Consider the following 15,519-nt stretch of genomic DNA (forward strand, 5'->3'; position numbering starts at 1 on the left):
GTGGTTTCGTTTGACCTTTATTGACCATAATTGTATTATAAGACTAAGAAAGCTTTAGAAGGAGGAAATAACAGATGAATTTAATTCCTACAGTAATTGAACAAACAAATCGTGGAGAACGCGCTTACGATATTTACTCTCGACTATTAAAAGACCGCATCATTATGCTTGGTAGTGCAATTGATGACAACGTAGCTAACTCAATCGTTTCCCAGCTTTTATTCTTGGAATCTCAAGATCCAGAAAAAGATATTCACATCTATATCAACAGCCCTGGTGGTTCTATCACAGCAGGTATGGCAATTTACGATACAATGCAGTTTATTAAACCACAAGTATCAACAATCTGTATCGGTATGGCTGCATCTATGGGTGCATTCTTACTTGCAGCAGGTGAAAAAGGTAAACGTTATGCACTTCCAAACAGTGAAGTAATGATTCACCAACCACTTGGTGGAGCACAAGGTCAAGCGACTGAAATCGAAATCGCTGCAAAACGTATCCTATTCTTACGTGAAAAACTAAACCAAATTCTTGCTGACCGCACAGGTCAACCACTTGAAGTACTACAACGCGACACAGACCGCGACAACTTCATGACAGCAGAAAAAGCTTTAGAATACGGTTTAATCGATAAGATCTTTACAAATCGTTAATAGATTCAAAGCGAAAGCGGCTCGTTCAGAATGGGAGGAGAATGGAGCTTCTGACAAAGAGGTGCTTTTTACCTCGTCGGAAGAAGCAAAGCCACCGACCATTCTAGCCGCTGGAGCTGGATAGACTTAAAGCGGAAGCGCCCTATAACAGGGCGCTTTTTTTATAGTATGGCCTCCGCACTCGCATACCCCAGCCTCCCAATAACAAACAACCAAACAAAAAAGCTACCGCACATGCGCGATAACTTTTTATTGTATATATGCAGCTAATGCTTCTAAAGCTTCTTCTGCATCTGAACCTTCTGTTGTAATTGTTATCATGCTACCAGTTCCAATTGCTAAGCTCATAATCCCCATTATGCTCTTTGCATTCACTGTCTTTCCATCTTTCTCGATAAAGATATCCGCATGAAAACGATTGGCCTCTTGTACAAACAACGCAGCCGGACGTGCTTGTAAACCGTTTTTTAATGAAACCTTAACTCTTTTTTGAACCACAGCTCCATTTCCCCTTTAACCTCTTATTTTTTTGCTACCGTTTCCCCTGCGCGTAATTTCTCTGCAATCTCATCGATTTTACGCAAACGATGATTAATACCCGATTTACTAATTTTCCCCCCGGATACCATCTCGCCTAACTCTTTCAATGTTACATCTTGATAATCTCTTCGTAATTGTGCAATTTCTCGTAGTTTATCTGGTAATATATCAAGACCAACCGTCTCATCAATATAACGGATATTTTCAATCTGTCTTAGCGCTGCACCAATTGTTTTATTTAAATTGGCTGTTTCGCAGTTCACTAAACGATTTACTGAATTACGCATATCGCGAACAATTCGAATGTCTTCAAATCTTAAAAGTGCATTATGAGCGCCTATAATATTTAAAAACTCCGTAATCTTTTCTGCTTCTTTCAAGTACGTAATGTACCCTTTTCTTCTTTCCAACGTCTTACTATTTAAATCAAATCCGTTCATCAGTTCACATATAGCATCATTATGTTCCTTATATAACGAAAAGACTTCTAAATGATAAGATGATGTTTCTGGGTTATTTACTGAACCACCTGCTAAAAATGCACCGCGTAAATACGATCGTTTACAACATTTCTTATCAATCAATTCTTGTGATATATTTCGGATAAATGAAAAATCGTCTCGAACAATATGAAGATCAGCTAATATTTCACGAGACTTCTCAACAAGCCGCACAATATATACATTATTTTTCTTCAATCGCATTTTTTTACGAACAAGTAATTCTACCGTCACGTCATATCCTTTTTTCAAAAGCGTATAAATCCTTCTTGCAATTGCCGCATTCTCCGTTTGAATATCGATAGATAGACGACGATTTGAAAAAGAAAGCGATCCGTTCATTCGAAGTAACGCTGATAATTCTGCTTTCTCACAGCATTCCTTCATCTCAAGATTCGTCAACTCTTTCTTTGTTTCTGATGCAAATGACACAGTCAACACCTCCTTATACGATTACTTTGGAACAAAAATCTTGTCCTATATGAAAGGATGAGCGTTACCTCAAACGAGGCAACGCACATCTACAACAGTGAATATAAAATAGAAGCTAGTTTTAATGTATCGTGCCTTACAACACGATCATCATACTTCGCCAATTGATCTTGAATGACATCAATATTGCTCTCTGCAAAACGCTCTTCATCTACTACAACTGGTGCCGACATTTCTTCCTCATATAACTGACGTAATTCACAAGGAATATCACGGTTATTTACAATTGCAGTATCGATAAATGGTTTACCTAAATGATCATGTAACGCCTGCACATGGTCAAACGCAGTATATCCCATCGTTTCACCAGCTTGCGTCATAACATTACACACATATACCTTCTTTGCTTTTGCAGCAAGAACAGCGTCCCCAATTTTGTTAACAACTAAATTCGGTAATATACTCGTATACAAACTTCCTGGACCAAAAACAAGTAAATCAGCTCGTTTAATCTCAGCCAACGTTTCATGTAACGGCTCTACATCTTCTGGAGTTAAAAAGACGCGGTTAATCTTCTTTCCGTAATAAGGAATTTTTGATTCACCTGTTACAATTTCTCCATCTTCTAGTTCCGCATGAAGTACCGCACTTTGGTTCGCTGCTGGTAACACACGTCCTCTGACATTTAACACTTTACTCGTTTCCGTAATCGCATGGAAGAAGTCTCCTGTAATCGAGGTCATACCCGCCAATAATAAATTTCCTAACGCATGACCTTTCAGCCCGTCTCCCGTTGTGAAACGATGCTGAAATAAAGCTTCCACCAGCGGTTCTACATCTGATAACGCAACAAGTACGTTACGAATGTCACCTGGGGGTGGAATTTCTAGCTCATCACGTAATCTACCTGAACTGCCACCATCATCAGCGATTGTAACAACTGCTGTAATATCAACTGGATATTGTTTTAATCCTCGTAATAAAACAGAGAGTCCAGTACCGCCTCCCATGATAACAATTTTAGGTTTTCTCTCTTTTTTCATCCCTTAATGGCCCTTTCTCTTCTCCACATCACGATGAGATACATGAACGCTATACTCTGGTTTCAAATGTTTCCCAAGGTATTCTGTAAGCGTAACAGAACGATGCTGTCCACCTGTACATCCAATTGCAATTACAAGTTGACTCTTGCCTTCTCTTTTATAATGAGGCAGCATGAAAGTAATAAGATCCGTCAATTTCTCTAAAAACTTATGTGTCTCATTAAATTTCAGCACATACGATGAAACTTCCTCATCTAGTCCTGTTAATGGCTTCATATGTGGAATGTAATATGGATTTGGTAAAAAACGAACATCAAATACTAAATCTGCATCAATTGGAATACCGTACTTAAATCCAAATGACATAACATTTACACGAAATGCTTGCTCAGTTTCAGTTGAAAACAGATGAACAATTTTTTCACGTAATTCTTTCGGTTTTAAATCCGATGTATCCAGTACAATATTCGCTCGTGCCTTCATATCAGTTAATAAACTGCGCTCCATTTCGATTCCCTTTAACGGCAAACCAGTTGGTGCAAGTGGATGCGAACGTCTCGTTTCTTTATAACGAGTTACAAGCGTGCCATCTTTCGCATCTAAGAATAAAATATGAGGAATAATCCATGTACGTTCTGATAAATCATCAAGTGCTCCCCATAAATGTTCGAAAAACTCTCGGCCACGTAAATCAACGCCAAGTGCCACTTTATTCATTTTCCCTTTTGAATCCGCCATAAGCTCAATAAACTTTGGCAATAACATCGGTGGTAAATTATCTACACAGAAATATCCTAAATCTTCAAAACTTTGTAAAGCTACTGTCTTTCCAGCTCCAGACATTCCTGTAATAATTACCATTTTTATATCATTATTCTCTGTCATCGTATCCTCTCCTTGACGGTTTAACTCGGATCTAATCGATATGAAAGCAACTCAAAATCTGGGGTATATACAAATGTACCGTAGATTATGCCATTTCCTTTAATTAAATAATCAATAATGTGATAATCTCCTGGTGCCATTGCTAAATCATCAATTTTGTCAAATGTATGCCAACCAATGATGCCTTCTTCGCTCTCTAGTTTGTTTTCTCCTGCAAAATCTGTCGCTAAAAAGGAGAACATCATCCATTCAGAAACAACCTTATCACCTTCTTGGATGACAAAGGTGAAGACCCCTTTTAACGCTGGGTTCTTTAAATAAATACCTGTTTCTTCACGATACTCGCGAACAACGGAATCTCTTACTGTCTCACCACGCTCCATTTTCCCGCCTGGTGCAACCCACCAATTTCGGCGAGGTTTTTGGAGTAAGAGTACTTCATTATCTCTAACTAACACACAGTTTGTCACTCTTTGCATGTTTCTTCACCTCAGCTACTTGCAGTAAATTTCTCACTGCATACTCATTTCATTATACTATCAAAAACAGTTTGCTACAACGAAGGAGCCAGTCCCCTTTCGCTAAGCACTGCTACTCAACAATTTTAAAAAAGCTTTCTATAACTAGCAATGTAAATGCCTAGACTTTCAATGAATAGCATGAAAAATCCCCTTAACGATTTTTATCGCCAAGGGGATTAAAGTCCTTATTTCTTACCGAAATAAGTAACAATCGCAAATCCTAAAATAAAGGTAATAATTGAACTTATAATTGAAAATCCTCCAGTTGGAATACCAGGGAACACAATTACAATTGAGCCGATAACAAGTCCAATAATTGCCGCAAATGTCATACTTTTATAACGATCTAACAAGAAACTAATTCCTTTACTACTTACAACAAACCCTACCATAACACCAGCACCGATAACTACGATTAAAGGTAAGTTCAGTGTAGTTAAAGCATTAATTGCTGTCGGATACACACCAATAATTAATAAAATAAATGATCCGCTAATTCCAGGAAGCAACATAGCCATACTAGCCATCCATCCTGCGAAAAATAAACCAATTGCATTTAAAATTGTTAACGTCGTAATTGGATCTGCTGCCTTATCCGGTTTAAAGAAAGCTGTGATTGCAACAAGAATTGCTGCAACGATTAGTAAAACAATGTGCTTACCCTTAAACGAAGACTTTGCATCAGCTTCTCTCATTAACATCGGTAATATACTAATAATTAAACCGAGGAAGAAAAATTGAGTCGGTTCATAATGATTTGCAAGTAAATATTTAATAACGTGGCTTAATGTTAAAAACGCTGCTGCCACACCAGCTGCAAGGGGAATTAAAAATCCTAAATGTTTTTTCCATTCACGACTAAAGAACCCACTAATTGCTGCAAGTAATTGTTCATAAATCCCTAACACAACAGCGATTGTACCGCCGCTCACACCAGGAATTAAATCACTAACGCCCATACAAAATCCACGATATATATTACGCCATTCCATACTGAATAAATTCCTCATTTCTTATAGTGATTTTTTCCGTAAAATCCAGTATATCAATAAGAAAGCTTATAATCCTAATATTTTTTGACAAAACTTTGACATTTTCACAAAAAAAAGAAGAAAGCTCCTATCGGTAGCTTTCTTCTCAAAAGGTATGTTATCCCTTATTTTTCTGATACAGTTTTTAGTTCTTCTAATAATTCTTCTACGTAATGTTGTGCACTTTGCGCTGCAATACTACCATCACCTGTTGCAGTTACAATTTGACGTAGCATTTTTTCACGAACATCACCAGCTGCGAAAATACCTGGAACTTTCGTTTCCATACGCTCGTTTGTTTCAAGGTAACCATTTTCATTTGTAATACCTAGTTCAACAAATGGTTTTGATAATGGTAACATACCGATGTATACGAATACACCGTCAGTTTTGACTTCTTTCTCTTCTCCACTGTTTACGTCTACAAGTGTTACGCTTCCTACTTTACCATTTGCATCGTTAATTTCTTTAATAGTGTGATTCCAAATGAAATCTACTTTCTCGTTTTGGAAAGCACGATCTTGTAAAATTTTCTGTGCACGAAGCGTGTCACGACGGTGAACAATTGTTACCTTCGATGCGAAGCGTGTTAAGAACACACCCTCTTCAACAGCAGAATCTCCGCCACCAATAACTACAAGTTCTTTTCCTTTAAAGAAAGCACCATCACATACTGCACAATATGATACACCGCGGCCGCCAAGTTCTGCTTCGCCTGGCACACCAATTTTTTTATACTCTGCACCGCTTGCAACGATAATTGCACGTGCTTTATATTCTTTTTTACCAGCAATAATTGTTTTGTATTCTTTACCATCGATGACTGCTTTCACATCACCGTATGCATATTCAGCACCAAATTTCTTCGCATGCTCGAACATTTTATTTGATAAGTCTGGTCCTAAAATAGACTCATAACCTGGGTAGTTTTCTACATCTTCTGTGTTTGCCATTTGCCCACCTGGAATACCACGCTCAAGCATTAATGTGCTTAAATTCGCACGAGATGTATATACTGCAGCTGTCATACCAGCTGGTCCTGCACCAATAATAATGACATCATAAATTTTTTCTTCTGACACACTATTCACTCCTATTCATTCCTACACAATTAAGTTACCCTCATTATACTGTTAGCATCATTTTTTTCCCAATGATTTGCTTACATTATGTGTGCGTACGCTTAACAGCCTGCACATACTTTCGAACAGTCGCTACAGATACATTATATACATCTCCAAGCTCCGACTGTGTCATCTTATTTCCTTGTTCGCTGCGTACGATATATTCAATCGCAGCTGACCATCCGTATACATTTGTGAAAACTGCCCCAGATGTATATAAACGTATGAACGTACAGAACCAAAATTGTAAACACTCTTCGATTAATTCATCATCTTTTTTCGTATAATTATATAAAGCATCCGCAATTCGCGCACACTGTTCAAATTGCTGTAAATCAGCCGGAATGCTCTTATGGCTATTAAGTAAAAAGAAATACTTTGCAAGTTGTGATACGATTGGAACACCGTTCTTCGCCTGCGTTACATCAAAGAAGAATCCCACCTTCTCTGGCGTGGACAATTCATTCATTAAATATAAAGCTAGCATTTGTTCCTCTAGCGTCCCACTTTGCTGGAATGATTTTCGTAATTCTTCAAATAATACGTTTTGTCCTTCATCTGCTAAATTCAGCGCATTCCACGGCTCTTTCCCCTTTTTATCAGGGTGCAATTCTACAACATGTTGCCACATTTTTTCAGCTAGTTGCTGATCTTTCACCATATAAGCAGAATATGCAAACCAATAATAAAAACTAACGTCTCCCTCGTATCCTTGACGCTTTAATACTTTAAACCATTTATATGCAGGCTCAAAATGACCAATTGTTGCAAGTGTCGTTCCAAGTTTCAAACGATGCTCGAACGAAATTGGATATACCGAAACTAACTGAGCAGCTAACGCTTCTACTTGTTTATGCTCTCCAATTGAATATAGAAAAATAAGCGTATTACAAAGCGCATGTATATTACCAGGATTTTTCTCTAAAATCATTTCCGTTAATTTTAGCGCCTTATCTACATTACCAGATTGAAAATGTGCAATGGCTAAATTATTATGACCCGACCAAAATTCCGGATAATCTTTCGTAACAATTTCTAATGTAGCAATTGCTTCTTCCAATTGTCCGTTACGAATATAACGATTCGCTTCTTCCTGCATAACAATTAAATCATCTTCATCCTCAATCTCTTCCGCACCCATCGCTTCTTCTTCCATAATCTCAAGTAATTCTAATGTATCTTCTACAAATTCCTTCTCTTCTGCAACTTCTAAATAGCGATCCGCATACTTTTTCGCCTGCTGAAATAGCCCCATATATGCATAATTATTTGCAATAAAATAATAGCACTGTTCAAGTTCTGGATTAGATCTAACAAGCTTAAAGAAGATTTGATTCGACTCTTGATATTCACCAGCCTCAGATAATACTGTTGCTAATTGGCATAAAATAAACGGCTCCTTCTCACTTTGTGCCGCTCTTCGAAAATATTTAATTGCATCTTGCAATTTTTGCCCTTTGTAAGCCCTCATCCCTTTTTTATAAAAGAAGTCCGCTAATTGATTAAAAGAGATAACTTGTCCGTTCTCCTTATATATTCCTTGATTTTTCCCCATATATCCTCCAGTTTTTTGTTTTCTTCGTTCACACATTCTTCTATCTATAAGTATAAACGATTCCGTAAAAAACAAAACAGTATATTATACTCAATTATTTCCTTTTTATTCATTAAAAAAGAAGAGAAATGTTACATTTTTGCTATCAACCTTCTCTAGCATCCATTTCTTCTTTCGTATAAATAACACGCATTGGATTTCCACCCACGAAAGCACCACTTGGGACATCTCTATGAACAAGTGTGCCAGCTGAAATAATCGCGCCATCCCCAATTTTTACACCTGGTAATATAGTCGTATTCGCTCCAATCATCACTTCATTTCCTATGATGATCTCTCCAAGTCGATATTCACGAATTAAATATTCATGTGCTAAAAGCGTTGTGTTATAGCCGACAATCGAATTCTCTCCCACAGTTATCTTTTCTGGGAACATAATGTCCGGCATTACCATAAGCGCAAATGATGTTTTCTTTCCGACTTTCATCCGTAAGAATGTGCGGTACAACCAATTCTTAACGGATAAAAATGGCGTGTAACGCGCAATTTGGATAATAATAAAGTTCTTCATTACCTTCCAAAAGGACACTGTTTTATACACATTCCATAATGAATTCTCTCCCGAAACAGGATAGCGCGTTGTCCGTCGCACTTAGCTCGCTCCTCTACTAAAGTAGGGAAATACGCCCCTACTAACTTACTTGGACCTTTATGACCGGTTCATATTAGACAAAATCGGTAGCAAATCACTCATTTTATCTAGCATAAAGTCCGGCTTGTAAGACTCTAAATACGCTCTACCTTTCAACGTCCATGAAACAGCAGCCGTTTTCGTACCAGCATTTTGCCCGCCAACAATATCATGGTGGTTATCACCAACCATCAATGCTTCTTCCGGTTTCGCATCTAATAACTCAAGCGCTTTTTGAAGTGGCTCTGGATGTGGTTTCACATGCTCTACATCATCAATTGTCACGACAACATCAAAAAATTCATCAAGCTTTGACAGCTTTAATCCCATTTCAACTGTTTGTCTCGCTTTCGTTGTAACAATACCAACTTTATAGCCTTGCTTCTTCAACTCTTGAACTGTTTCATATACAGTTTCATATTCTTCCACTAATTCATCGTGATGCTCATGGTTAAATTGACGATAACATGTAATCATCTCTTCAACCTTGTTTTCATCAATCTTGCTGAAAGTATCATGTAAAGATGGACCAATGAATGGCAATACATCTTCACGCTTATATTGATTTGGATAATATGTATGTAACGTATGTAAAAAAGAAGAAATAATAAGTTCGTTTGTATTAATTAACGTTCCATCTAAATCAAATAACACTGTATTTATTCTCATTGCCTTAGTCCCTTCTCTTTCCTGAATATGAAAGAAGCAGCATCTCATAATAAGATGCTACTTTTCTCTAATTTTTCGAATATCTTTTATCAGCTTGCCCCATTTTTCGTCTCACAATAATGAAAATAATAGAAATAACAACAAGTCCAATTGACATTACTTGTGCGATACGAAGTGGTCCTAGCATTAAACTATCTGTACGTAAGCCTTCTACGAAGAAGCGCCCTACTGAATACCAAATTAAATATGTGAAGAATAATTCCCCGCGTCGTAAATTCACTTTTCGTAATGCAAGTAATAAAATGACACCTGCAAAATTCCATAGTGATTCATATAAAAACGTTGGGTGGTAGTACACACCTTCAATATACATTTGATTAATAATGAAATCCGGTAAATGAAGACCCTCTAAAAACTGTCTCGTTACTTCATCACCATGTGCCTCTTGGTTCATAAAGTTTCCCCATCGGCCAATTGCTTGTCCTAGTAAAATACTTGGCGCAGCAATATCAGCCAACTTCCAGAATGAAACCCCGCGGCGTTTCGCAAAAAGAATCCCTGTAATAACAGCCCCGATTAAACCACCATGAATCGCCAAGCCACCTTGACGAATATTAATAATTTGACTCGGGTTTTGCGCGTAATATTCCCATTCAAAAATAACGTAGTACATTCTCGCAAATAGAATAGCGATCGGTACTGCAATTAATACAAGGTCAACAAATGTATCTTTTGGAATACCTAGCCTTTCTCCCTCGCGAGTTGCTAGCCAAAGACCTAGTAGCACACCTGTACCGATAATAATCCCGTACCAATAAACAGGAAACGGTCCAAGTTGGATCGCTACACGGTCAAGCTGTGGTACAGAACCTAACAGCATATGTATGACCTCCCTCTCCAAAGTTTACTCCTGATTTCCTAACTCAATCGCACTCATTAATCGTTCAGAGAACTGTTGTGCTGCATTGACTCCCATACGTTTTAAACGGAAGTTCATCGCTGCTACTTCAATAATAACAGCCAAGTTTCGACCAGGACGAACTGGAAGTGTAATCTTCGTAAGTTCTGTATCAATAATCTTCATCTTCTCTTCATCAAGACCTAAGCGATCATAATTTTTCTTTTGATCCCAAATTTCAAGATTAATAACAAGTGTAATACGCTTATAATTTCGCACTGCCCCTGCACCGAATAACGTCATAACGTTAATGATACCTAGACCACGAATTTCTAATAAATGCTCAATTAAATCTGGTGAGCTTCCTACTAATGTGTCTTCATCTTCTTGGCGAATTTCTACGCTATCATCCGCAACAAGGCGGTGACCACGTTTTACAAGCTCAAGAGCTGTCTCACTTTTACCGACACCACTTTGACCTGTAATTAAAACACCAACACCGTAAATATCTACTAACACACCATGTACAGCTGTTGTCGGTGCTAACTTACCTTCTAAATAATTTGTTAAACGACTTGATAATCTTGTTGTCGTTTGAGCAGAACGTAATAAAGGCATACCTGATTCACGCGATGCTTGTAGTAACTCATCTGGTACATCTTGATTACGAGTTACAATAATACATGGCGTCTCCTCAGTACAAAGCGCTTTCATTCTCTCTTGTTTTTGCTCTGACGTTAACGTGTCAAAGAACGTAAGCTCCGTTTTACCAAGAAGCTGTACGCGATCAGCTGGATAATATGTAAAAAACCCTGCCATTTCAATTCCAGGTCGTGATAAATCACTTGTATCAATCGGACGATGAATTCCTTCTTCACCACTTATTAACTCCAATTGAAATTGTTCAATTAAATCTTTTGTCCTTACTTTCGGCATATGTATAAACCTCCACTCCGCTGCGGGTTCAGTCTCATTTGATGTAAAATTCCATTCTACCGGATATTGTACCATTTTTTTCTGGAAACAAGAAATACGGTTTCTAATAAATAGAAAAAAACATTTCATACACATCATGAAATGTTTTTCTTTTTGTCATTTTCTCTTTTTTTCATATAAAGGTTCCACAATTGCCTTTTCAATAATCATATTAAAAATTGAAATACAAATTGCCGCTACAATCGCTACACCGAATCCTGATATATTAAATGCATCTCCTAATAATGAATCTGCTATTTTTAACGTAATCGCATTAATAACAATTAAGAAGAACCCGAAAGTTACAACAGTAATCGGTAGCGTAATTAAAATTAAAAACGGTTTTACGAACACATTTAAAACGGCCAAGATAATACTCGCTATAATTGCAGTTTGTATATTTGCTACATAAAACGCGTCTGGCGCAATCCCTTTTAAAAGTCCCGATACAGCGATTAACACAACGCTATTTACAAGAAGTGATACAATCCATCTCATTTTCTTACACATCCTTTTGACATATATATTTCATCATACGCTAATAGATAAGAAACGCAAGTATCACACAAATACTTATATCAACTTATTCTATTCACCATGCTTGTATACCTACTAACATTTCCTCATAAAATAAGGGCCACACCATCTATGTTCATGAGTTTTCACAAAAGTCCAAGTGAACGCTTTGTCTACGACATAGATATCCCCTTTATACATATCGTCCCTCTCACACAATATATCATCCATATGTAATAAACTTGCATCTTTTATTAGCAGTACATCATCACAATGTTGATAAAATATATAGCAATCCTTTTTCGCTTCATTATGAAACGCGTTCTCCGCTTCTTCACCCTCTATACATTTCTTTTTCTCATAACTAAATATGTGCCAAAGATACCCACATCCATACTTATCTCCATACAGGAAAATGTCTTCTTTTTCCTCATCACTTAAATGGTTTGCAAAATGATCCTCCCAGCGCTTGCGAAAATATACACCCCAACTTTGAAACTCTCTTACTTTCATATTTTTCTTTCTTAAAACATCTGCAAACTCCATCTTCTCCCCCTATGAACGAAAAACCGAGTGGAAATGCCACTCGGTTTTTCGTAATACACTTATTGCGATAACTCTACTTCTTTTATTTTCTCTTTCATTCTTGCTTTATCACGATCTAAAATCTCTTTTAAATACTTACCTGTATACGAGCGCTCTTCTTTCACTACTTGCTCTGGCGTTCCGGAAGCAACGATTTGTCCACCCTTGTCTCCGCCTTCTGGTCCAAGGTCAACGATATAATCAGCTGTTTTAATTACATCTAAGTTATGTTCAATTACAAGTACGGTTTCACCGCTCTCAACAAGACGTTGCAGAACTTCTAGAAGACGCGCGATATCATGTGCATGTAAACCAGTCGTTGGCTCATCTAAAATATATAACGTACGCCCTGTAGAGCGACGGTGTAATTCAGAAGCTAATTTCACGCGCTGCGCTTCTCCTCCAGATAACGTCGTAGCTGGCTGGCCTAATTTCATATAACCAAGTCCAACGTCTACAAGTGTTTGAAGTTTACGCTTAATTTTTGGGATATTAGCGAAGAACTCTACTCCATCTTCAATTGTCATCCCTAACACTTCAGAAATGTTCTTATCTTTATACTTCACTTCTAACGTTTCGCGGTTATAACGTTTACCATGACAAACTTCACACGGAACGTATACGTCTGGTAAGAAGTGCATTTCGATTTTAATAATTCCATCACCACGGCACGCTTCACAACGTCCACCTTTTACATTAAAGCTGAAACGCCCTTTTTGATATCCACGCACTTTCGCTTCATTCGTTTGTGCAAACACATCACGAATATCATCGAATACACCTGTATACGTCGCTGGATTAGAACGTGGTGTACGCCCGATTGGCGATTGATCAATATCGATTACTTTATCTAAATGCTCAAGACCTTTAATCTCTTTATGAGTACCTGGCTTCGCTTTCGCTTTATATAGCTTTTGCGCTAACGATTTATATAGTACCTCATTAATCATCGTACTTTTACCTGATCCAGATACACCGGTTACCGCTACAAACGTACCAAGCGGGAATGACATCTTCGCATTCTTTAAGTTATTCTCTTTGGCACCGACAATTTCCACTTTTCTTCCGTCACCTTTACGTCTTTCAAGTGGAACCGGAATAAACTCTTTACCACTTAAATACTTACCTGTTAGCGAATTATCATCTTGCATCACTTCAGCTGGTGTACCTGCTGACACAACTTGACCACCGTGAATACCTGCACCAGGTCCGATATCAAGTAAATAATCAGCAGCCATCATCGTGTCTTCATCATGCTCAACGACAATTAACGTATTTCCTAAATCGCGCATTTCTTGCAATGTGCGAATAAGACGATCGTTATCACGCTGGTGCAAACCGATCGAAGGCTCATCAAGAATGTAAAGTACGCCAGTCAGACGAGAACCGATTTGCGTCGCTAAACGAATACGCTGTGCCTCACCACCTGATAAAGTTCCTGCGGCACGACTTAACGTTAAATAGTCTAAACCGACGTTTACTAAGAATCCAACGCGCTCCTGAATTTCTCTTAAAATTAAATGAGCAATTTTTTGTTGCTTCTCCGTTAGTTCCACATTTGAGAAGAATTCCTGTACTTCTTGAACAGAATACTTCGTTACGTCAGCAATCGTTTTATCACCAACGAAAACAGCTAAACTCTCAGGCTTTAAGCGTCCACCTTTACACTTCGGACAAGCTTGCTCTGCCATATACTTTTCCATTTGCTCACGAATATAATCAGAACTCGTTTCACGATAACGACGTTCAATATTCGGAATAACACCTTCAAATAAAATCTCATTTTCCTTTACTTGACCAAATTCATTTACATAACGGAAATAAACTTTCTCTTCTCCGCTTCCGTACAACACTTTATCAAATAAATCTTTCGGTATATCTTTCACAGGCATATCCATATCAACGCCGTAATGATTACATACAGATTGTAAAAGATGTGGGTAATATTGTGAGCTTGTCGGTTCCCAAGGCGCAATCGCATGTTCATTTAATGATAAATCCCAGTTCGGAATAACAAGTTCTAAATCTACCTCTAACTTTGAACCAAGTCCATCACAAGAAGGACATGCCCCGAATGGACTGTTGAATGAGAACATACGCGGCTCTAATTCTCCGATTGAAAAACCACAATGTGGGCAAGCATGATGTTCACTAAATAGAAGTTCCTCTTCTCCCATTACATCAATTAACACTCTTCCCCCGCCAAGTCTTAATGCACTTTCAAGAGAATCCGCAAGACGGCTGGCGATTCCTTCTTTTACAACAATACGATCAATTACAACTTCAATAGAATGCTTCTTATTTTTATCTAACGCAATATCTTCAGATACATCAAGCATTTCACCATCAACACGTACACGAACATAGCCTTGCTTCTTAATGTCTTCAAGCACTTTCACATGTGCACCTTTACGCCCAGAAACGATAGGAGCTAACACTTGTAATTTCGTACGTTCAGGATATTCAAGTACACGGTCTACCATCTGCTCTACTGTTTGTGATGTAATTTCAATACCATGATTCGGACAAATCGGCGTACCAATTCGTGCGAATAGTAGACGTAAATAATCATAAATCTCCGTTACCGTTCCGACAGTTGAACGGGGATTACGACTCGTTGTTTTTTGATCGATTGAAATCGCTGGTGACAATCCTTCAATCGTATCTACATCCGGCTTATCCATTTGTCCTAAAAACTGGCGCGCATACGCAGATAACGATTCTACGTATCTGCGTTGCCCTTCTGCATAAATCGTATCAAATGCTAATGATGATTTCCCTGAACCAGACAATCCCGTCACAACAACAAGCTGATTTCTCGGAATGGTTACATCAATATTTTTTAAGTTATGTGCTCTAGCACCTTTTACAACAATAAAATCCTTGCTCATGCTCACT

General features: G+C 37.9%; 16 protein-coding genes. 1 reads left to right on the forward strand and 15 read right to left on the reverse strand.

Annotated features, from left to right (window positions below; genetic code table 11):
- Positions 1–74 precede the first annotated feature (74 nt).
- Positions 75–656 (forward strand): ATP-dependent Clp endopeptidase proteolytic subunit ClpP, encoded by a 582-nt coding sequence (clpP, locus tag MHB74_RS25445; protein WP_001049162.1) that lies wholly within the window; start codon positions 75–77, stop codon positions 654–656.
- Positions 657–905: 249 nt separating this feature from the next.
- Here the strand turns inward: clpP and MHB74_RS25450 are convergent, their stop codons facing one another.
- The 15 genes from MHB74_RS25450 to uvrA form a co-directional block, all read right to left on the reverse strand.
- Positions 906–1,154 (reverse strand): HPr family phosphocarrier protein, encoded by a 249-nt coding sequence (locus tag MHB74_RS25450; protein WP_000250305.1) that lies wholly within the window; start codon positions 1,152–1,154, stop codon positions 906–908.
- A gap of 23 nt (positions 1,155–1,177) precedes the next feature.
- Positions 1,178–2,128, reverse strand: coding sequence for a DNA-binding protein WhiA (gene whiA, locus MHB74_RS25455; RefSeq protein WP_061679301.1), 951 nt, complete (start codon positions 2,126–2,128; stop codon positions 1,178–1,180).
- A gap of 89 nt (positions 2,129–2,217) precedes the next feature.
- Entirely contained in the window at positions 2,218–3,171 is a 954-nt protein-coding gene (locus MHB74_RS25460; RefSeq protein WP_000712183.1) for a gluconeogenesis factor YvcK family protein, read from the reverse strand.
- A 3-nt stretch (positions 3,172–3,174) separates the two neighbouring features.
- Complete coding sequence (rapZ, locus tag MHB74_RS25465; RefSeq protein WP_000138462.1) at positions 3,175–4,056, reverse strand: RNase adapter RapZ; 882 nt, start codon at positions 4,054–4,056, stop codon at positions 3,175–3,177.
- 20 nt (positions 4,057–4,076) lie between these two features.
- On the reverse strand, positions 4,077–4,535 hold the full coding sequence (locus MHB74_RS25470) for an NUDIX hydrolase (protein ID WP_061679302.1): 459 nt from the start codon (positions 4,533–4,535) through the stop codon (positions 4,077–4,079).
- A gap of 227 nt (positions 4,536–4,762) precedes the next feature.
- The gene (locus MHB74_RS25475) at positions 4,763–5,569 is read right to left on the reverse strand and encodes a DUF368 domain-containing protein (RefSeq protein ID WP_000455196.1); all 807 of its coding nucleotides are present in this window, start codon (positions 5,567–5,569) and stop codon (positions 4,763–4,765) included.
- Between the two features lie 164 nt (positions 5,570–5,733).
- A complete protein-coding gene (trxB, locus tag MHB74_RS25480) occupies positions 5,734–6,690 on the reverse strand; it encodes a thioredoxin-disulfide reductase (RefSeq protein WP_061679303.1) in 957 nt (318 codons plus the stop codon).
- Between the two features lie 85 nt (positions 6,691–6,775).
- A complete protein-coding gene (locus MHB74_RS25485; protein ID WP_061679304.1) occupies positions 6,776–8,287 on the reverse strand; it encodes a tetratricopeptide repeat protein in 1,512 nt (503 codons plus the stop codon).
- Between the two features lie 145 nt (positions 8,288–8,432).
- Complete coding sequence (locus MHB74_RS25490; RefSeq protein ID WP_061679305.1) at positions 8,433–8,939, reverse strand: acyltransferase; 507 nt, start codon at positions 8,937–8,939, stop codon at positions 8,433–8,435.
- 57 nt (positions 8,940–8,996) lie between these two features.
- A complete protein-coding gene (gene ppaX, locus MHB74_RS25495) occupies positions 8,997–9,647 on the reverse strand; it encodes a pyrophosphatase PpaX (RefSeq protein WP_061679306.1) in 651 nt (216 codons plus the stop codon).
- A 67-nt stretch (positions 9,648–9,714) separates the two neighbouring features.
- The gene (lgt, locus tag MHB74_RS25500; RefSeq protein ID WP_061679307.1) at positions 9,715–10,527 is read right to left on the reverse strand and encodes a prolipoprotein diacylglyceryl transferase; all 813 of its coding nucleotides are present in this window, start codon (positions 10,525–10,527) and stop codon (positions 9,715–9,717) included.
- Positions 10,528–10,551: 24 nt separating this feature from the next.
- Positions 10,552–11,481: an HPr(Ser) kinase/phosphatase gene (gene hprK / locus MHB74_RS25505; protein ID WP_061679308.1), complete on the reverse strand. Its 930-nt coding sequence runs from the start codon at positions 11,479–11,481 to the stop codon at positions 10,552–10,554.
- A 156-nt stretch (positions 11,482–11,637) separates the two neighbouring features.
- On the reverse strand, positions 11,638–12,018 hold the full coding sequence (locus MHB74_RS25510; RefSeq protein WP_001267308.1) for a phage holin family protein: 381 nt from the start codon (positions 12,016–12,018) through the stop codon (positions 11,638–11,640).
- A 114-nt stretch (positions 12,019–12,132) separates the two neighbouring features.
- A complete protein-coding gene (locus MHB74_RS25515; RefSeq protein WP_061679309.1) occupies positions 12,133–12,582 on the reverse strand; it encodes a DUF4275 family protein in 450 nt (149 codons plus the stop codon).
- A gap of 59 nt (positions 12,583–12,641) precedes the next feature.
- On the reverse strand, positions 12,642–15,512 hold the full coding sequence (gene uvrA / locus MHB74_RS25520) for an excinuclease ABC subunit UvrA (RefSeq protein ID WP_061679310.1): 2,871 nt from the start codon (positions 15,510–15,512) through the stop codon (positions 12,642–12,644).
- Positions 15,513–15,519: the final 7 nt, after the last annotated feature.

The organism is Bacillus sp. FSL K6-0069, from assembly GCF_038007785.1.
GTDB classification, from domain to species: domain Bacteria; phylum Bacillota; class Bacilli; order Bacillales; family Bacillaceae_G; genus Bacillus_A; species Bacillus_A mobilis.